General features: G+C 50.3%; 4 protein-coding genes. All 4 read left to right on the forward strand.

Features of this window, described 5'->3' with window-relative positions; genetic code table 11:
- Positions 1-248: 248 nt before the first annotated feature.
- The 4 genes from M3629_RS25485 to M3629_RS25500 all read left to right on the forward strand — a co-directional run bounded on the left by M3629_RS25485 (position 249) and on the right by M3629_RS25500 (position 22,053).
- Positions 249-15,041 (forward strand): non-ribosomal peptide synthetase, encoded by a 14,793-nt coding sequence (locus M3629_RS25485; RefSeq protein WP_251511441.1) that lies wholly within the window; start codon positions 249-251, stop codon positions 15,039-15,041.
- A 154-nt stretch (positions 15,042-15,195) separates the two neighbouring features.
- On the forward strand, positions 15,196-18,504 hold the full coding sequence (locus tag M3629_RS25490) for a non-ribosomal peptide synthetase (protein ID WP_251511301.1): 3,309 nt from the start codon (positions 15,196-15,198) through the stop codon (positions 18,502-18,504).
- Complete coding sequence (locus M3629_RS25495; RefSeq protein WP_251511303.1) at positions 18,494-20,323, forward strand: ABC transporter ATP-binding protein; 1,830 nt, start codon at positions 18,494-18,496, stop codon at positions 20,321-20,323. Before M3629_RS25490 ends, M3629_RS25495 begins: the two co-directional genes overlap by 11 nt.
- Positions 20,320-22,053 (forward strand): ABC transporter ATP-binding protein, encoded by a 1,734-nt coding sequence (locus tag M3629_RS25500; RefSeq protein WP_251511305.1) that lies wholly within the window; start codon positions 20,320-20,322, stop codon positions 22,051-22,053. Before M3629_RS25495 ends, M3629_RS25500 begins: the two co-directional genes overlap by 4 nt.
- Positions 22,054-22,221 lie beyond the last annotated feature (168 nt).

The following is a 22,221-nucleotide window of genomic DNA, read 5'->3' on the forward strand; positions in this document are numbered from 1 at the left end:
AGTAAACATACTGAAGCAAGGGAGCCAGTAACAGCTACATCTTTTGCGTAAACCATGTCTTTATTTTTTTTAAGCATGGGAGTGTTCGAGACAGTTGCCAGACAGAAGAGTGTCATAGATCTATTGGACAAGCAAAGCGGTGATTTGGCATAAGCCATTGCTATTGTTGTCACATTTTGAAAAGGCGGGGAGCGTTGCTGCGGCATAGGCTCTGCCGGATTGCTTTTACCGATGAAGAGAGGGGAACGATCCAGGTGGCTTTTGAAAAAGAAACGTTGTTTTGGAACGAAAAACTCGGTAGTGATGATGATATTTTGACACGGTTGCCTTACAGCAAAACGCAAAGCCCTTTAAGACCCTTGATGAAAACCATTAGTGGTTCACTCGCAGAGAAAGCATCACAGCGTGTCCTTCAAATGAGTAAGGGAGCTCCGCTGGCGACGTTTATGATTATGCTTGCGGGTGTTCAGTCACTTTTATATAAATATACGGGCGTTTCCGACATTTTGGTTGGTATGCCGATTGTACCGAAAAAGACAGATCAGCGCCGATCCATTAATCATACTGTCATATTAAAAAACTCGTTTGCGGCGGGTGCGACTTTTAAAACACTTCTGAATGAATTGAGGACTTCCTTACCGGAAGCGATCCAGCATCAACATATTCCGTTCTCGAAAATGACGGAGAAGCTGGACTTGCAATATCAGGATGGAAAGCCCATCATCCATACACTAGTATCTCTCAAAGAGCTACATACGGACGAAATCGCACCATATGTAGTCACGGATTGTTCTTTTGAGTTCAGCATAAAAGGCGGGACAATACAGCTAGCTCTTTCATACAACGAGCATTTATATGATTCTGAATTCATGATTAGGGTTGTTAGTCATCTCAACAGCCTGCTAACTGTGGGTCTCCACGAGTTGGAACTGGGCATCGTGAAGATTGATATGTTGTCTGAAGAAGAGAGATTTCAATTGCTCCAAAGCTTTAACGATACCAAGCAGGACTATGCCCGGGATTGGACAATTCATCAACTCATAGAAGAACAGGTACGGCGGGTGCCAGAAGCGACAGCAGTTGTATTTGAAAATCAGCTACTTTCGTACGCGGAGTTGAATGAACGGGCCAATCGGCTGGCGAGAACGCTACGATCCGTCGGTGTGTTACCCAATCAATTAGTCGGCTTGATGGTAAGGAGATCGCTGGAGACGGTTGTTGGTATTCTGGCGGTTCTAAAAGCTGGCGGTGCTTACGTGCCCATTGATCCCGAATACCCCGAAGAACGAATCCGTTACATTCTGGATGACTCTAACGCGCAGTTACTGCTGACTCAAAGGGAACTGATGCACCAAGTACCTTTCAAAGGGACTGTTCTTGCACTGGATGATGAGAACTCCTATGACAACGATGGGGCGGATCTGGAGCTCGCTAGCGGACCGAATGACCTCGCTTATGTCATCTATACGTCAGGTACGACAGGCAAACCCAAAGGAGTCATGCTGGAGCATCGGGGTTTGGTAAGCTTGAAATTGATGTTTGCGGACAGGCTTCGTATTACCGAGCAAGACCGAATTGTTCAATTTGCCAGCCTGTCATTCGATGCATCCTGCTGGGAAATGTTCAAAGCACTCTATTTTGGTGCGACTCTGTACATTCCTACGGCCGAAACGATTCTCGACACCCGTTTGTTCGAGCAATATATGAACGAGCATGCAATTACAGCGGCGATTTTGCCGCCGACGTATAGCGCTTATTTGAACCCGGATCGCCTCCCTAGCTTAACGAAACTCGTGACCGGAGGATCGGCGGTATCTGCCGAATTCGTGCAACAGTGGAAACCGAAGGTTCACTATTTCAATGCTTATGGCCCTACTGAAGCTTCCATTGTTACGACGCTTTGGGATGCAGACGAGGAGCAGCCGGAACACAGAGTGATTCCAATCGGGAGGCCGCTGGCTAATCACCAAATTTTTATTTTGGATGCCCACCTTCAACTTGTACCTCCAGGATTGGACGGCGAGTTGTGCGTGGCCGGAGTGGGGCTTGCGAGAGGTTATCTGAACCAACCGGAGCTAACAGCAGAGAAGTTCGTGGAACATCCGTTTGCACCGGGAGAACGCCTCTACCGGACGGGAGATCTGGCGCGCTGGCTTCCAAACGGAAATATGGAGTATTTGGGACGGATCGACCATCAGGTGAAAATCCGTGGATTCCGAATCGAAATTGGGGAGATTGAAGAGCAACTTCTGAAGATTGACTCCGTGCAGGAGACCATCGTGATCGCTCGGGAAGGGAAAAGCGGCCAAGAACTGTGCGCTTACCTGGTGGCGAGCCACCCACTTACACTAGGTGAGTTGAGAAACACGCTGGCGCAAAACTTGCCGAATTACATGATTCCGGCCCACTTTGTTCAGCTTCCACGGATGCCACTTACACCGAACGACAAAATTGACCGGAAGGCACTGCCTGTCCCAGAAGGAAATGCACTGATTGGAGGCGAGTATGTAGCTCCCCGAAATGAAGTGGAGCGGACCCTTGCCGATGTATGGCAGGGCGTATTGAACGCTGATCGCGTTGGGGTAACCGATCATTTCTTTGAGATGGGTGGAGACTCAATTAAGTCCATCCAAGTATCTTCGCGTCTTCATCAAGCCGGATACAAGCTGGAAATAAGGGATTTGTTCAAATATCCGACGATCTCACAACTCAGTCTGCATGTGAAAACGATTGGACGTACCATTGATCAAGGAGAAATAACGGGTGAAACAGCGTTGACGCCGATCCAGCAATGGTTTTTCGAGAGCGCTTTTGTGGATGCGCATCATTTCAATCAGTCGGTGATGCTGTACCGGAAGGATCGCTTCGAAGAAGAAAAGGTAGGACATGTACTGCAAAAGCTAGCCGAGCATCATGACGCTTTGCGAATGGTATTCCGTAAAACGGAACAAGGATTCAATGCCCGGAACCGAGCGATTCAGGAAGGCGGGCTGTTCACACTGGATGTGTTCGACTTCAAGGAGGAGCAACACACCGAGCAGGTTGTGGAAGCAAGGGCAACGGACATTCAAGCAGGTATTGATTTGGAGAATGGACCTCTTATGAAAGCAGGACTGTTTCAGTGTGCGGATGGGGATCATCTGTTACTGGCGGTTCACCATGCCGTGGTGGACGGTGTGTCATGGCGTATTTTGATGGAGGATTTCGCACTGGGTTACGAGCAGACCGTCAAAAACGAGGACATTCGTTTCCCTGCGAAAACGGACGCGTACCGCACTTGGTCAGAACAATTGGCCGTTTACGCACAAAGTTCGGAAATCACGAAGGAGCGAGCCTACTGGCAGGACGTGGAGCTAATTGAGGTTCCGGCCATACCGAAGGATATGGAGACGGACATGACAACGCAACTAGACAGCGAATCACTATTCGTCCGTTTAACTCCCGAAGAAACAGAGCAGTTACTGAAGCGGGTTCACCGAGCTTATAACACTGAAATGAATGATATTTTAATTACGGCGCTCGGCATAGCCATTCGCAAGTGGACAGGACACGAACGTGTGCGGATCAATCTCGAAGGACATGGACGTGAATCCATGGGAACTGATATCGACATTAATCGCACAGTTGGCTGGTTTACGACCAAATTCCCAGTGGTCCTGGAGCCGGAAAGCGATCGGGATTTGGCCTACCAGATTAAACAGGTCAAGGAACGCTTGCGCCGCATTCCTAACAAAGGACTCGGCTATGGCGTATGCCGTTATCTCTCCAAGTTGGAGGATGGCTTGGTTTGGGGCGCAGAACCGGAAATTAATTTTAATTACCTCGGTCAGTTCGACGATGATGTCAATCAAGATGAGATCGGCATATCTGCTTATTCCAGTGGTAGCCCGGCTAGTGATCGACAGGCCCGCAGCTTTGTGCTGGATATTAACGGCATGGTGCTGGACGGAGCTCTATCGCTTGATCTTAGCTACAGTCGAAAGCAGTATCGGAAGGAAACAATGGAATTTTTTGCTCAAGGTCTTGAGCAAAGTCTCCGAGAGCTCATAGCCCACTGTGTAGGGAAAGAACATACCGAACTGACGCCAAGCGACGTACAATTTAAAGGTTTGACCATTACAGCATTGGAGCAAATCGCTCAGCGTTCCGGTCATCTCGGGGAAATCGAAAATATTTACTCGCTTACTCCGATGCAAAAGGGTATGTGGTTCCACAGCGCGCTTGATCAGCAAACAGCCGCTTACTTCGAGCAGACACGATTTACGATGCGGGGAGCACTCAATGTGCAGCTTTTCAAGAGAAGCTGGATGGAGCTTGCGAAACGACATCTGGTGTTACGGGCGAATTTTGTGAAAGGTCCGACAGGGGAGCCTTTGCAAATTGTGTACCGTGATAAACCAGTTGGCTTCGAATATGAAGAGTTGCTTCATTTGAAAATGGAGGAAAAACAGGCCTATCTGGACAAAAAGGCTGAGGATGACAAACTTCGCGGCTTCGACATGGAACATGATGCACTTGTTCGCTTTACGATCCTGCGTACTGAAGAGCAAAGCTACCATGTATTGTGGAGTTTCCAGCATATTTTAATGGATGGTTGGTGTCTGTCTCAGCTGACACAGGAGCTGTTCGAGATGTATTCTGTTTTGGTCTCTGGTGAGCAACCGGTGGTAGATCAAGGAGCAGATTACGGTACTTATATCGAATGGTTGGAGAAGCAGGACGATAAGGCAGCATCCGATTATTGGACGGCATTCTTGGCAGGTTATGAGGGGCAAACGGTACTCCCCGGGCAAAAGGAATCAGCGCCGCATAACAGATTTAAAGCCGATCACGTCACAGCTCTGCTGGGCAAGGATTTAAGCGAACGGATGGATCAGGTAGCGAAACAGCACCTGGTTACGGTAAATACACTTTTGCAGGCTGCATGGGGTGTGATGTTGCAAAAATATAACGGAACCCACGATGCCGTATTCGGTAGCGTTGTAGCCGGAAGACCGGTGGAGATTCCAGGCGTCGAGTCCATGATCGGTCTGTTTATCAATACAGTTCCGGTTCGCGTCACGAGTGAAGCCGACACCGTATTTGCCAACCTGATGGTGAAGCTTCAGGAGCGAGCACTGGAGTCCGGGAGTTATGATTACTATCCGCTGTATGAGATTCAAGCCCTCAGCTTGCAAAAGCAGAACCTGATCAACCATATCATCGCTTTCGAGAATTATCCTGTAGATGAACAGATGGAGCAGGCAGGTGACCAGAACCATGGGGAACTAACCATCGCAGACGTTCAGATGGAGGAGCAGACGAACTATAACTTCAACGTGACCGTATCACCAGGAGCCGAGATCGAAATTCGCTTCGATTTTAATGCTGAATTGTTCGACAAAGATAGTATCGAGCGGCTGAAGGGGCATCTCGTACATCTGCTGGAGCAGGTGACGGCTAATCCGAAAATTGCGGTGGGTGAGTTGGAACTTGTGACGGAGACTGAAAAGACGGACCTACTCGAACGTTTTAACGATACCACCACAGCGTTCCCTCGCCATAAGACGCTCATTCAATTGTTCCAGGAACAAGCGGAGCGCATCCCGGATGCAACGGCTGTCACCTTGAATGGACACGAGATGACCTACCGCGCTCTGAATGAACGTGTCAATCGCCTTGCCCGTACCTTGCGTACTCACGGGATAACCCGAGGAGGGCTAGTCGCTATTATGGCTGAGCGTTCCATTGAAATGGTAGTGGGTATGCTGGCGGCACACAAAGCCGGAGCAGGTTACGTACCAATTGATCCGGAATATCCCGAAGAGCGTATCCGTTTTCTGATCGAGGATTCGGGAGCTCAGGTCATGCTGACCCAAAGCCACTTGCGTGAACGTCTGGCGGATTCGGACTCCGTGATCTTATTGGATGATGAATTTTTCTATCACGAGGACAGCACTGATCTACATCCAGGCACGGAAGCGACAGATCTGGCATGCATCATCTATACGTCAGGAACGACGGGCAAGCCGAAAGGCAACCTTGTTACACACCGCAACATCGTACGTATCGTGCGAAATACGAATTATATCGACATCACGGAGCATGATCATGTCCTGCAACTTTCGAGTTATTCGTTTGACGGAGCGATCTTCGATATTTTTGGTGCTTTGACCAACGGAGCACGGTTGGTTCTGGTTCCCCGTGAGACTGTGCTGGAGATTAGCCAGCTAGCGGATCTCATTCAGCGCGAGCATATCTCTGTGATGCTGATAACGACGGCGTTTTTCAACGTGCTTGTAGATGTGAACATCGACTGCTTGCGAGATGTCCGGGCAATATTGTTCGGAGGAGAGCGAGTGTCGGTTGGTCATGTGCGTAAAGCGCTCGCCCATATCGGACCGGGAAAACTTAACCACCTGTATGGTCCATCGGAAAGCACGGTGTATACCACATACCTTCCGGTCGACTTCATTGATGACGCAGCGGTTACCGTTCCCATTGGAAGACCCATAAGTAATACAACGGTATATATTGTTGACAGCCGTAACCAACTTCTGCCGATCGGTGTGGCTGGCGAACTCTGCGTTGGTGGGGAAGGTTTGGTACAGGGTTACAATAACCGCCCCGAGCTGACGGCGGAGAAATTTGTGGACAATCCTTTTGAACCGGGAGAGCGCATGTACCGGACGGGGGATTTAGCGAAATGGTTGCCGGACGGTACGATTGAATACGTTGGACGGACGGATGACCAAGTGAAAATTCGTGGCTTCCGGATTGAACTCGGCGAGATTGAAGCTCAGCTTCAGAAAGTTGAGGGGATTCGGAAAACAACGGTATTCGCCAGAGAGAGTGCTTCCGGCGAAAAGCAGCTTTGTGCGTATTATGAAGCTGACGTTGAGCTTCCAGCGGCTGAGGTGAAGAGTGTACTTTCCCAGGAGCTACCGGCCTATATGATTCCGTCGTACTTGATCCAGCTAGAGCAACTCCCGCTGACAACGAACGGCAAGGTTGACCGCAGGTCTCTCCCGGCACCAGAGGAGAGCTTGCAGGTAGGCGAAGATGGGACTCCACCACGGACTCCACTTGAAGCTAGCCTGGCTGATATTTGGAAAAGTGTGCTCGGACTCGCGCACATTGGCGTTCATGATAATTTCTTCGACCTTGGCGGACATTCACTTCGGGCGACAACACTGGTAAGTAAGGTGCACCAGGAGTTGAACGTTGAGTTGCCTCTGCGGGACGTATTTCGCTATTCGACAATTGAAGAGATGGCCCTAGCCATATCCCGGATCGGAGAGCAGACGTTCTCGTCGATTCCGTTGGCAGACAGAAGAACATATTATCCACTTTCATCAGCTCAGAAGCGGTTGTATATCCTGAATCAGCTGGAAGGTGCAGATCAGAGCTACAACATGCCTGGTGTGTTACTGGTGGAAGGAACGATCGATCGGAGTCTGCTGGAAAAGGCTTTCCGCGGACTGATTGCACGGCACGAAACGCTGCGAACCGGCTTCGAGATCGTGCAAGGCGAAGCAGTACAGCGCATTTACGAGAGTGCCCACTTTGCTGTGGAGTACTGCCATGCGAACGAGGAAGAAGCGCCAGACGTTGTACAGGCCTTCATCCAGCCTTTCGATTTGGCGAAGCCTCCACTGCTGCGAGCGAAACTCGTAGAGCTGGCGACCGAACGTTATTTACTGATGTTTGACATGCACCATATCATCTCCGACGGAGTTTCGATGGACGTATTCGTCGATGAACTCGTTCATCTATACAGCGACGAGTCATTAGAGCCTTTACGCATTCAATACAAGGACTATGCGGTATGGCAACAGTCAGACGAGCATAAGGAGCAGTTGAAACGGGAGGAAAGCTATTGGTTGGAACGTTACCAAGGCGATTTTCCGGTGCTGGAAATGCCGACCGATTACCCGCGTCCTGCCGTGCAAAGTTTTGAAGGACAGACGTTAACGTCTTTCGTAGATGAGAAGACGAACGAAGGTTTGAAGCAACTGGCCGCTCAAAGAGGAACGACGCTATATATGGTGTTACTTGCGGCATATACCGTGCTATTGCATAAATACACAGGCCAGGACGATTTGATTGTCGGAACGTCGATTGCGGGCAGAACACATGCAGATACGCAGCCTTTAATCGGAATGTTCGTTAATACGCTGGCGCTTCGCAATTATCCGACTTCGGACAAAAGCTTCCTATCGTATTTGGAAGAAGTGAAAGAAACGACTTTAGGGGCTTACGAGCATCAGAACTATCCGTTCGAGGAGCTCGTCGATAAAGTGCAGGTTGCCCGGGATCTGAGCCGTAACCCGCTCTTTGATACCATGTTCTCCTTGCAAAACTTGGAGGATAAAAAGATAGAACTGAAAGGAATGAAGTTATCACCGTACCCTAGCGACTACGGCTCGGCCAAGTTCGATTTGAGCGTAGATGTTACAGAAGAAGACGGCGTGTTGGAGTGCAACTTTGAATTCGCAACGGCTCTTTATAAAGAAAGCACGATTCGAAGACTGCAGGCTCATTTCGGACATTTGCTTGCGGCGATCGTAAGCCGCCCGGATGCGAAGATTGCTGAGCTACATCTGTTGACCACAGCGGAAAAAGAAAAAATGATCCTTGCGTTTAATCCGGCACAACCGGAAGCAGAAACGACTCCTGCGGCTGCGTTCCACCGTCTGTTCGAGGAACAAGCCGAACGCACGCCTGAATCCGAGGCTGTCGTGTACGAAAATGATCGGCTGACGTATGTGGAGCTGAACGAGCGGGCGAACCGTTTGGCGGCTACGCTACGTGTAAGCGGCATTGGCCGGGAATCCATCGTCGGTATTCTCGCCGAACGTTCGGTGGATTTGCTGGTAGCCGTATTGGCTGTCTGGAAAGCAGGCGGCGCCTATGTACCGCTCGACCCGGATTACCCGGCAGACCGTGTGCGGTTCATGCTCGAAGACAGCGGAGCGAAGGTGCTACTCACCCAAGAGCCCCTGCGAGAATATGTCGAAGCTTGGCTCGTTGAAAAGGAGCTGGCGTTGTCGGTAGTGTGGTACCTCGACGACGAAGCATCCTACAGCGAGGAGCGGGCCAATGCGCCGATGAGTTCTGGCATGCATGATTTCCACGAAGCCCGACCGGAGGATCTGGCCTACGTAATCTATACGTCGGGAACGACAGGACAGCCCAAAGGCGTCATGATCGAGCACCGCAGTCTGGTGAATACGGCGGCAGGATACCGCAGGGAATATCGATTAGATCAGTTCCCGGTGCGGCTGTTACAGCTTGCCAGCTTCTCGTTTGACGTGTTCGTGGGCGATATTGCACGCACGCTGTACAACGGAGGCTCCATGGTCATTGTGCCGAAGGATGACCGGATTGATCCGTCTCGTCTGCACCACTGGATCGAGCAGGAGCGGGTGACTATTTTTGAATCAACGCCAGCGCTGATTGTGCCGTTTATGGATCATGTGCATGAAAATCAGCTGGATATGAGTCAGATGGAGCTACTCATCACAAGTTCGGATAGCTGCAGCGTGGCAGATTATCGAACCTTGCAGGAGCGGTTCGGCTCTTTATTCCGTATTATCAACGCCTATGGCGTAACGGAAGCAGCGATTGACTCCAGCTTCTACGACGAGCCGCTGGAACTGCTGCCAGAGACAGGACATGTGCCTATCGGCAAAGCGTGGTTAAATGCGAAGTTTTACATTGTGGATGCACACCTGAATCCCGTGCCTGTAGGTGTGCTGGGCGAGTTGGTTATCGGCGGAGTTGGGGTCTCGCGCGGATATTTAAACCGTCCGGAGCTGACGGAAGAGAAGTTCATAGGCAGTCCCTTTGGCACAGGTGAACGGTTGTATCGCACAGGGGACTTGGCGCGGTGGATGGAAGACGGCAACGTGGATTTCATTGGTCGAATGGACAATCAGGCTAAAATTCGGGGCTACCGGATTGAAACAGGTGAGGTCGAAGCGAAGCTGTTGCGTGTGGAAGGCGTACGCGAAGCAGCCGTTCTGGTTCGAACTGATGGAGAAGGACAGAAGATGTTATGCGCTTATTACACAACGAATACTGGAACGGATCTGGCAATGAACGTTCTGCGAGGTGCACTGGCACAAGAGTTGCCGGGATACATGATTCCATCGTACTTCGTGGAAATGGAGTGTCTGCCTCTGACGCCGAACGGAAAGATCGATCGGAAGGCGTTGCCAGCGCCGGAAGGGGAGGCAGGAAGCGGAACGGAGTATGTCGCACCACGCAATGAGCTAGAAAGAAAATTGGCCTCGATATGGCAGGAGGTGCTGGGGCTTACGAAGGAGATCGGCGTGTACGAGAACTTCTTCGACATCGGCGGTCACTCCCTACGGGCAACGACACTGGTCAGTAAGATTCATAAAGAGTTGAACGTGGATCTGCCACTGCGAGAGGTGTTTCGTCATTCTATGATCGAGAACATGGCGGTTGCCATTTCCCGGCTAGATGAGCAGCAATTCGTTGCTATTCCGCTGGCGGAGAGACGTGAGGTGTACCCACAATCTTTTGCTCAAAAACGTCTCTTTATTTTGAATCAACTAGAAGGTGCGGAGCTTAGTTACAACATGCCGGAAGCCATGGTGCTAGAGGGGGCTTTGGATCGTGCAAGGTTCGAAGACGCATTCCGTAAGCTCGTGGATAGACATGAAATGTTGCGCACCGGTTTCGAGATGGTGGATGGCGAAGCAGCGCAACGGATTTATCAAGACTTGAATTTGGCCGTGGAGTTCTATTCAGCAGATGAGCAAGAGGTCGAAGAGATCGTTCGTCGGTTTGTCCGTCCGTTTGACTTGGCGAAACCTCCGCTACTGAGAGTAGGCCTTGTCCAGCTTGCTCCGGAACGCCATATTCTAATGTACGATATGCATCATATTATTTCCGACGGTGTATCGATGGAGATCTTTGTTGAAGAATTCGTCCGCTTGTATGGGGGAGAACAACTGGAGCCTTTACGCATTCAGTACAAAGATTATTCCGTTTGGCTACATTCACAGGAGCAGAAGGAACGGCTTCAGCATCAGGAAACGTACTGGCTGGACATGTTCCAAGGAGAACTTCCGGTGCTGGAAATGCCAACCGATTATCCGCGTCCTGCTGTGCAGAGCTACGATGGTCACACACTGGAGTTTTTCTTAGAAGCTTCGAAAACCGATGCCCTGAAGCAGTTGGCTTCAGAAACGGGCACGACACTGTTCATGGTGTTGCTTGCTGCTTATAACGTGCTTCTGCACAAATATTCAGGTCAGGAAGATGTAGTTGTTGGTACGCCAATTGCCGGAAGGAACCATGGAGATGTGCAACCGTTAATCGGGATTTTCTTGAATACACTGGCGATTCGCAGTTATCCGTCTTCGGAGAAGACATTCCTGTCATACCTGAACGAGATTAAAGAAACCACCCTCCATGCATTTGAGCATCAAAACTATCCGTTCGAAGAATTGGTGGACAAGGTGCAAGTCACCCGTGATTTAAGCCGTAATCCCCTTTTTGACACGTTGTTTACGATGCAGAATACGGAGAACGAGGAATTCGAGTTGGAAGGGCTCCGCTTGACTTCTTGTCCGAGCGCAATGGATACCGCCAAGTTTGATATTAGCTTGGATGTGGGTGAGGAGAACGACGGCTTGGAATACAGCTTCGAATATGCGACGGCTCTTTATAAAAGGGAGACCATCGAACGGATGGCCAAACATTATGAGCAGTTGCTTGTCACGATTGTAAGCCGTCCGGATGCGAAGATTGCTGAGCTGAGCTTGTTAACGGCTGAGGAAAAAGAAATGCTCAGCGCATTTAACCCGGTGCAGCTGGAAGTGGAAGTTGCTCCTGCGGTTGCGTTCCACCTTCTGTTTGAGGAACAGGCGCAACGAGCGCCTGAATCAGAGGCCGTTGTGTACGAGAACGACCGTCTAACGTATGCGGAGCTGAATGAGCGTGCGAACCGTTTGGCGGCTACACTGCGCGCAAGTAGCATCGGCCGGGAATCCATCGTCGGCATTCTTGCCGAACGTTCAGTAGATTTGCTGGTAGCCGTGCTGGCCGTCTGGAAAGCAGGCGGCGCTTATGTACCACTCGACCCGGATTACCCGGCAGACCGCGTGAGGTTCATGCTGCAAGACAGCGGAGCGAAGGTGCTACTCACGCAAACGCCACTGCGAGAACGTGCTGAAGCTTGGCTGGGTGAAGAGGAACTGGCGTTGGCGGATGTGTTGTATCTTGATGACGAAGCATCCTACAGCGAGGAGCGGGCCAATGCGCCGCTGAGTTCTGGCATGGATGATTTCCACGAAGCCCGTCCAGAGGATATGGCCTACGTGATCTATACGTCGGGAACGACAGGGCAGCCCAAAGGTGTCATGATCGAGCACCGAAGTCTGGTGAATACGGCGGCAGGCTACCGACGGGAATATCGGTTGGATCAGTTCCCGGTGCGGCTGTTACAGCTGGCAAGCTTCTCGTTTGACGTGTTCGTGGGCGATATTGCACGCACGCTATACAACGGGGGAACGATGGTCATTGTGCCGAAGGACGACCGGATTGATCCGTCTCGTCTGCACCACTGGATCGAGCAGGAGCAAGTCACCATTTTTGAATCGACGCCAGCGCTGATTGTGCCGTTTATGGAATATGTGCATGAAAATCAGCTGGATATGAGTCAGATGGAACTGCTCATTACAAGTTCAGACAGCTGCAGCGTAGGAGACTATCGAACCTTGCAGGAACGATTTGGCTCTCAATTCCGAATCATCAACGCCTATGGTGTAACGGAAGCAGCAATTGACTCCAGCTTCTACGATGAGCCACTGAAAATGCTACCACAGACAGGGCATGTGCCTATCGGCAAAGCATGGTTAAATGCGAAGTTTTACATTGTGGATGCACATTTAAATCCCGTGCCTGTCGGGGTGCTGGGCGAGTTGGTTATTGGCGGAGTTGGGGTCTCACGCGGATACTTGAACCGTCCAGAGCTGACAGATCAGAAGTTCGTCGATAGTCCGTTCACCGAGGGGGAACGGTTGTATCGCACGGGAGACCTGGCGAGATGGACAAAAGACGGCAACGTGGACTTCATCGGTCGGATGGACAACCAGGCAAAAATCCGGGGGTATCGGATCGAAACGGGCGAGATCGAGTCACAACTCTTGCGGGTGGAAAATGTACGCGAAGCCGTGGTGCTGGTTCGAAATGACGCAAACGGGCAGAAAGTGCTATGTGCATATTACACACCGGATACAGGAACGAAGCTGGCAGTAAACGATCTGCGTGGAGCGCTGGCACAGGAGTTGCCAGGGTATATGATCCCATCGTACTTCGTGAAGATGGAGCATCTGCCTCTGACGCCAAACGGAAAAATTGACCGGAAGGCGTTGCCAGCCCCGGAAGGGGAGGCAGGAAGCGGAGTGGAGTATGTCGCACCGCGCAATAAACTGGAAATAAAATTGGCCTCGATTTGGAAAGAGGTGCTGGGGCTAACGAAGGAGATCGGCGTGTACGAGAACTTCTTCGATATTGGTGGTCACTCTCTACGGGCAACGTCATTGGCAGGCAAGGTATTTAAGAAATTAAATGTCAATCTGCCGCTGCGCGACGTATTCCGTCACTCGACCATTGCAGCGATGGCCGAGGTAGTCGCCCGGATGGAGCGACGGGAGCATGACGCCATTCCTCAAGCGGATGTGAGAGAATACTACCCTCTCTCCTCTGCGCAGAAGCGATTGTTCATTCAGCACACGCTAGACGGAGCAGACCAGCTTTATAACATGCCGGAACTGGTACAGTTGGAAGGTGAGTTTGATTTAGAGCGTTTTGAAGATACCATGCGCAAATTGATAACTCGCCATGAATCGCTGCGTACCGGTTTTGAAGTTGTGAAGGGTGAAGCGGTTCAGCGCATTTACCAGCAGGTTGATTTTGCTATCGAGCACCATCAAGCAGATCCAGAGGATGTGACTCAAATCGAGCAGACCATTCGCGGCTTCGTTCGCCCGTTTGACCTTGGCAAGCCGCCACTTCTGCGCGCCGGGGTCATAGAACTGGAGCGGGACCTGCATATTCTCCTGTTCGATATGCATCATATTGTATCCGACGGCGTATCGATGGCGATTGTGATGGATGAGTTCTCAAGTGTTTATGCCGGTGAAGAACTGCCTCCACTACGGATTCAATATAAAGATTATGCTGTTTGGCAACACTCTAAGGACTACCAAGACCGGATCGGGCGGCAGGAAGCGTACTGGCTGAAAGCCTTTGAAGGCGAGCTCCCAAGGGCTGACTTACCTATGGACTATGAACGGTCTGCGATTCGCGATTACGAAGGCATGCATCTGGATTTCGACGTTGATGCTTCTCTCTCTGAGCGATTGCGTCAATTGGCAGCCCAGCAAGAAAGCACGCTGTACATGGTGCTACTAGCGGCGTATACCTTGTTGCTCTCCAAGTATAGCGGACAAGAGGATATCATCGTGGGTACCCCGGTGGCGGGAAGAACGAATGCCGATTTGGAGCCGGTCATCGGGATGTTTGTTAATACGTTGGCGCTCCGCAATCGTCCTTCAGGCGACAAAACGTTCTTGTCCTACCTTGAAGAAGTGAAGGAGACAGCTTTGGGTGCTTTTGAGAACCAGGATTATCCGTTCGAAGAGCTTGTGGAGCGTTTGGATGTGAAGCGGGAACCAGGGCGCTTCCCATTATTCGATGCTGTTTTCGACTTGCAAAATATCGAAGAACACGACGTCGAACTGGAAGGGGTCAACCTGAAAAATGTTGAACTCGACCAGTTGGAAGAAGCCAAGTTTGATCTAACTCTGTTTATGTATGAAAACAACGGCACGCTGAGCGGAGGCTTCTTCTATGCCACCAAACTGTTCAAAGAGACGATGATTCGTACCTTGTCCGAGGATTACCTGCGGGTGCTGTCTCAAATCGTGGAAAATCCACATCTTGAGCTAAACCGCATTGAATGTCATAAACCGGAGACAGGCGGAAAGAATGCGGTGGATACAATCGAATTCGCGTTCTGATTCTACAAACGTGCCTTTGATGTCTCTGGCGAAATCTGCAGTATCCCAAGTAAGATGGCGAACTACATGCAAAGCCCTGGATGCACAGATCCGAAAACAAACGTTTTGGGATCTGCTCAGGGCATGCGGTCACTTCATTTTAGGGGAGGTATCCATGAGATCTTTATTTGAAAAGGAAGAACGATACTGGAGCAGCAAGTTTGATGCCGGTGATAGCCTGAGCTTCCTTCCTTACAGTCAATCCTCCAAATTATCTGCAAGTGGGGAAGTCCAGGCCAAGCCGGGCTTGATTCACCGCACTCTGCCAAGCGAGCTCTCGGAGAGAATTATTGGCCTAGCGAGTGGTTCCGATTTGGCGATATACATGGTTGCTTTGGCAGGAGTAAAAGGCCTGCTGTTCAAATATACAGGGCAGGGTCAAGTACTGGTCGGTATGCCTTCTTATCATGCAGAAGCGGATGAGATGCCGACGTCGCATGAAATCCTGGTCATCAAAACGGATGTAAGCCATCAGACGACACTTAAAACGTTACTTGGAGGAATTAAAACCTCCATCGGCGAGGCATTGGAGCATCAGCACCTGCCTTTTCGGAAAATGGTGGAGCCGCTCCATCTGGGTTACACGAAGGACGGCTTCCCGGTCATTAATACCGTGGTCACCTTCGCCCCGATTCATCCTGAACCGCTGAGCAACCGGATGGTGAACGATATGATTTTTCGCTTCGACCGCGAAGACAGCTCGATCAAGTTGGAGATAAGTTATGACGGGCAGCGATATGAGCATGCGTTAGTGGAACAGGCTGCCGACCATTTGGTTCGGCTACTATCCTTACTTTTATTTCAGCCCGATCTGGAGATTGGACAAGCCGATGTACTATCTCCAGATGAGAGGGAAACGCTCCTGAATCAATTTAATGACACCGAAACCGGATTTGAACGTGGGCAAACCATTCACGGCTTGTTTGAAGAACGGGCAGCGCTTTACCTGGACAACGTAGCCGTTGTCATGGATGAAGTACAGTTGACTTACCGCGAATTGAACGAGCGATCCAATCGCCTTGCGCGGAAGTTGCGGGAGACAGGAGTCAAAGCCGACCAACTGGTAGCGATTCTAGCCGAACGCTCGATTGATATGGTTGTTGGCATCCTAGCGATTCTCAAAGCCGGCGGGGCTTACGTGCCTGTTGATCCCGATTATCCAGAGGAGCGCATCCGATTCATGATCGAAGATTCAGGCGCACCGTTATTACTGATTCAAAAGCATTTGCATGAAAAGACCGATTTCGCAGGGACTCGGCTTGAATTAGATCATTTTGTTTGGGAAGAGAATGGACTCGGCTCCGAAGGTACACTGGACTCTTCAAACTTAGAACCGATATCTGGATCGGGGAACTTGGCCTATGTTATCTACACGTCAGGAACGACCGGTAAACCTAAAGGAACGCTAATTGAGCATAAAAACGTCGTGCGTCTTCTGTTTAACGACAAGAACTTGTTCGATTTTGGGCCAGCCGACACATGGACACTGTTCCACTCCTTCTGCTTTGATTTTTCTGTTTGGGAAATGTACGGAGCGTTGCTGAATGGAGGTAAGCTGGTCATCGTACCACCGCTGACGGCGAAAAGTCCCGCTGATTTTCTGGCGCTGCTAAGCCGCGAACAAGTTACGATTTTGAATCAGACGCCAACGTATTTTTACCAGTTGCTCCGTAAGGTCTTGGTCGATCATGCATATCATCTACGGATTCGTAACGTCATCTTCGGAGGCGAAGCGCTCAGTCCGTTATTACTCAAGGGTTACAAGACGAAGTACCCGGAGACAAAGCTGATCAACATGTACGGCATTACGGAAACGACCGTTCATGTGACATATAAGGAAATTACGTGGACCGAAATAGAGGCGGCGAAGAGTAATATCGGCAAGCCTATCCCCACGCTTCGTGTGTATGTTCTGGATGAAAACCGCCAACCCGTTCCAATTGGTGTAGCGGGTGAAATGTTCGTTGCTGGAGAAGGCCTTGCGAGAGGATACCTGAACCGTCCGGACTTGACAGAAGAGAAGTTCGTCAATTCCCCGTTTGTGAAGGGGGAGAAACTGTACCGCACGGGCGATTTGGCAACTTGGTTACCAGACGGCAATATCGAATATCTAGGCCGGATCGACCATCAGGTGAAAATTCGAGGGTACCGGATTGAGTTGGATGAGATCGAGAACCAGATGCTGAAGATTGAAGCTGTGCAGGAAGCCAAAGTGCTTGATCGCGACGACGCGAACGGTAATAAGCTTCTTGTTGCGTATTACGTCGCAGAAACCAGGTTTTCGGCGCATCAACTTAAGGAGGAACTCTCCAAGCAACTTCCGGGGTATATGATTCCTTCTCACTTCGTTCAGCTTCCGCAGATGCCGCTGACCTCGAACGGGAAAATTGATCGCAAAGCATTGCCCGCGCCAGGGGAAACCGCGGCCAGGGAAGCCGAATATGTCGCGCCGAGAACGTTGCTTGAGATGAAAATCACCCGTGTATGGCAAGATACGCTTGGCGTTCCGCAGGTCGGAGTAAAGGATAACTTTTTTGAGCTCGGTGGCAATTCGTTAAGCCTGATGAGGCTCGTTCAAGCTGTTTACGATGAAACAGGAATTGAGATCCCGCTGAACCGCGAGTTCCATCATTTCACCGTTGAAGCCATGGCTTTTGGAGAGGGAGATATGGGGCTAGATCAAGGGGGAGACTCTTTCATTAAGTTGAATAAAACAGGTGATCTTAACGTGTTCTGCTTCCCTCCCGGTAGCGGCTTCGGCATAGGTTACCGGGAACTTGCAAGTAGGCTCGATGGACGATTCATACTCTACGGTATTGATTTTATTGACGATGCCACCGATTACGAGTCCATGCTGAACCGCTATGTGGATGAGATTGTTCGCATCCAGCCAGAAGGGCCCTACGTGTTACTCGGTTATTGCTTTGGAGGCAACCTGACGTTTGAGGTAGCTAAAGTGATGGAAAAAAGAGGGCATGTCGTAACGGACGTGCTTATGGTGGACTCGTGGATTAAGGAAACGCTGACGCCTGCTGAAACGTCAGAGAAAGAGCTTGCAGAAATGCTTGCCGATTTTGACGAAGAAGAGAAGGACTTAATGAGTAACTCACTCGTACGGGAGAGGGTTCATCGGAAGGTTAAAGCAACCTTGATGTATGAGGCGCAGCTTATTAATTCTGGAACGATCTCGGCCCGGATTTATGAACTGATTGCGAAGGACAGCGAGGCTTTTCGTGTGGAGCATCATTTGCCGTCCTGGCAGCGGGCAACAAGGCAAGTTTACACCGATTATCGTCTCGAAGGCGCGCACGAGGAATTATTAGAGCTTGCCCGTGTGGATGAAACAGCTGTTGTCATCAGGGATATTTTAGAGCAAGTTAAGCGGCAGATTGAGGCGGAGGCTGGAGTACTGCATGGAAGCTGAGCGGCAACCATTCGTTCGAGAACAAGTCACAGCGGAACCTTCCAAGCGTCACACCGCTTACGCCACATGGAAAGCGTTTCGCTGGCTGATGTCTTATGTAGGCCGTCACAAGGGCTGGATGATCGTCGGTATATTGTCCGCAATTGCTGCGGCCGTCATTGAGATATGGACGGGAAGTCTGATCGAGCAACTGACCACGCAGGCCGAGAAAGGGGCAGGGCCAATCGTGTTACAGATCGTGTATGCGGTCTTTGTGGTCATCCTGATCGGTGTACCTGCGAAGTTTTTCATGAGTTTCGGCGTGGAGCGAAGCAGTGCCTCTGCGGTTCAGGATGTCCGTAACGATGTCATGCGTCATATTGGCAAACTTCGGGTCTCCGATTTGGAAAAGCAACACTCGGGTGACATGCTGTCACGGATCAACAATGATCTGCAGCTCATCCAGCAGTTTATGATTCGGGATTTTGCCCAGTGGTTCTATCATCCGCTATTGTTCATTGGCTGTTTTGCATATTTGATCTACCTCCAATGGGAGCTGATGCTGTACAGTCTGCTGTTATTTCCGGTAGCCTTGCTGGTTTCTCAGTGGATTGGCAAGCAATTGGAGCGGTTGACGGAGGAAGCTCAGACCAATATGGGCCGAATGAACGTTAACCTCCAGGATACGCTCGGGGGGATGCCTGTTGTAAAAAGCTACCTGTTATCCGGAATGTTATCTCGATCCTACCAAGTGTTGCTGCAATTGACAGCTCAAAAAAAACTGGCGGTAAAAAAGCGGGAAGCCTGGGTCAACCCGTTGCTTTCTACACTGATGATCAGTCCGATCATTTTTGCAGTCAGTTACGGAAGTTATTTGATCTATCAAGGGCAGTTAGGCGCGGGAGAACTTGTAGCCTTCTTATACTTGCTGAATCTGTGTCTGGAACCGCTGGAACATATTCCCGAGCTTATCACGCGTACGTTCGAAATGGCCGGTGCCTTGAGAAGGGTTTCCGACATCGTTGAGCAACCAACCGAAACAGAAAATGGCCGTTTAATTCCGAAGGCGAACGCAGCTCCTATTGAATTTAAGAATGTAACCTTCGGATATGAAGATCACTCTCCGATCCTGCGGAATGTTAGCTTCTCGGTACCGGAAGGTAAGACGATTGCTCTTGTCGGGGCGAGCGGCGGAGGGAAGAGCACGGTGTTTAAGCTGGTTTGCGGCTTTTATCCGCTACCGGAGAAAGGCGAAGGCGAAATCCGCGTGTTTGGCAACCAGATTGATGGTGCCGATCCGGAGCAACTGCGGTCACATTTCTCCGTGGTCACTCAGGATTCGTATTTGTTTAGCGGGACGATTGCCGAAAATATTGGCTACGGGCAGGAGGGAGCATCGATGGACGCGATTATTGAAGCTGCCAAAGTTGCTCAGGCGCATTCCTTCATTATGCAGCTCTCTGATGGATATCAGACGTATGTCGGAGAGCGCGGAGGATTTTTGTCCGGCGGACAGCGTCAGCGTATCGCCATGGCTCGGGCCTTTTTAAAGGATGCTCCCGTGCTGTTGTTGGACGAGCCTACGTCGGCCCTTGATCCGGAGTCGGAAAGTGCGGTTCAGAAAGCTCTGGGTGTATTGATGAAACAGAGAACAACTATGGTTATTGCTCACCGACTTTCTACGGTACAAAGTGTCGACGAGATTTGGGTCATGGAACAGGGAAATATTGTGGAGAAGGGCACTCATGAACAATTACTGGGGATGAATGGGCTGTATGCCCAATCTTACTACCAGGAGTTTACCGAGTCCGCCGAACGCAGGGAGGTGGCGCACACATGAAAAAGGGCGGATGGATCTCGCAAGTTAAAGAACTTGGCTATTTGCTGACATTTATGAACCGCAAGCAAAAAACGCAGTACGCCACCGGCCTGGCTGTAACGGCTCTCACCCAGACATTGTTTCTGATTGCCTTCAGTTTGGTTGTACATAACTTGGTTGATTTCGCCGTATCTCGAGACACGTCTCTGATGGTGAATGCTTTTATCATTTTGGGCACGGCGCTGTTTCTGGAAAATATTATTTCGCCCTGGTTCATTTACTTGTACCAGCGGAGTGTCGAGCTGACTGTACTGAACATCCGTGAGCGTCTTTATAACAAGCTGTGCCGAGTCCGTCCGAGATTTCTGGAGCAGACGCACCATGGGGACTTGTTGTCACGGGTGAACAACGACGTAACGACAGTTGAGTTTACATTTTCACAGGTTTACTTCGTTCTGTTGTTACAAGTTGTTTTTTGCATCGGTTCTATTGTTTCCATGGTGTTGATCGATTGGCGGTTTGCTGGCGTATCTTTTGTCATTCTGCTATTGTCCTCCGCGGTCAGCCTGAAATTTGCACGAGATATTCGTGTCTTGTCCGAACAAGGATTGCAAACGCTTGGTAAAATGACTGAAAAATTCAAAGATTTCATGGGCGGCATTCAGATGGTGAAACTGTTTCGAATCCGTTCAATTTATAGCCAGTATGAGACGTTGAACGAACAGATGACTCAGACGCTTCGGCAAACTGCACAGAAGAACGGCATGCAGGCTGCGGTGAATCATTTTATTAGCTACGTCACGTTCTGTGGCATTATCGTCATCGGTAGTCTTCTCTATGCCTATGGACTTATGGGAATGGGGAGTGTTGCTGCCCTGGCGGTTTTGCAAGTGAATCTGACGCACGCTTTATTGAACCTGGGGATGGTTCTGTCCATGACTCAGAATTCGCTCGCGGGGGCTCACCGGATTCAAGAGGTACTTGCAGAGGAAGAGGAACCAGAGCGACTGGGATCTCCAGATAGTAAACATTTTTCGGATGCTGCGGTGGAGTTTCGCGATGTGGAATTTTCCTATCAGATGGATAAAAAGGTGATTGAAGGCATGTCCTTGAAGGTGTTTCCCGGCCAGGTCGCAGCAATTGTGGGAGCCAGCGGTAGCGGCAAAAGTACGCTGATCAAGCTGTTGCTCGGCTTTTATCCGGTGGACAGTGGAGAAATCCTGCTCCAAGGCAAAGCATTTGGCCATTACACACTGGAGGAAATCCGCAGGCAGATTGCTTATGTTCCGCAGGAGCCGTTCTTGTTTGCAGGCACGATTGAGGAAAATATCCGCTATGGCAAGCCGGAAGCCACGGATGAAGAAGTTGTCGAAGCTGCCAAGGCGGCATACGCTCATCATTTTATTCAGGAACTTCCTGAGAAGTATCAAACGTCAGTTGGAGAGAGAGGCGCATCGTTGTCAGGCGGACAACGGCAGCGCATTGCGATTGCGCGGGCGATTCTTAAGAATGCACCAATTCTCCTGCTGGACGAAGCAACCTCTGCACTGGATAACGAATCCCAGCATTGGGTACAGCAGGCTCTGAACGTATTGATGAAGGGGCGTACGACTATTCTGATCGCGCACCGTCTCAGCACCGTGGAACATGCAGATTTGATTACGGTTATGAACCAAGGGACAGTCGTTGAGCGGGGCCGGCATCAGGAACTGCTCGCGCTCGGAGGTTATTACGCCCGGCTGTACGGTTAGCTGATTTATATAAGTTGAACTATTTTTTTACACAAAAAAGGAGAGGACAGAAAAAACCTGGAAAAGCGAAGCGCTCGCCTTTATCACCGGATTTTCCCTTTAGAAATGGATCAAAAAAATCTGGGGATAACAGCGATTGGAAGGTTATTCTGTCATCGGAGTGGTCTG

The sequence above is a fragment of the Paenibacillus polysaccharolyticus genome (assembly GCF_023714295.1).
Classification (GTDB): domain Bacteria; phylum Bacillota; class Bacilli; order Paenibacillales; family Paenibacillaceae; genus Paenibacillus; species Paenibacillus polysaccharolyticus_A.

Coding starts and splice junctions, on each gene's coding strand:
- M3629_RS25490 (WP_251511301.1), top strand. CDS start 15,196: ATGAGATCTTTATTTGAAAAGGAAGAACGATACTGGAGCAGCAAGTTT.
- M3629_RS25495 (WP_251511303.1), top strand. CDS start 18,494: ATGGAAGCTGAGCGGCAACCATTCGTTCGAGAACAAGTCACAGCGGAA.
- M3629_RS25500 (WP_251511305.1), top strand. CDS start 20,320: ATGAAAAAGGGCGGATGGATCTCGCAAGTTAAAGAACTTGGCTATTTG.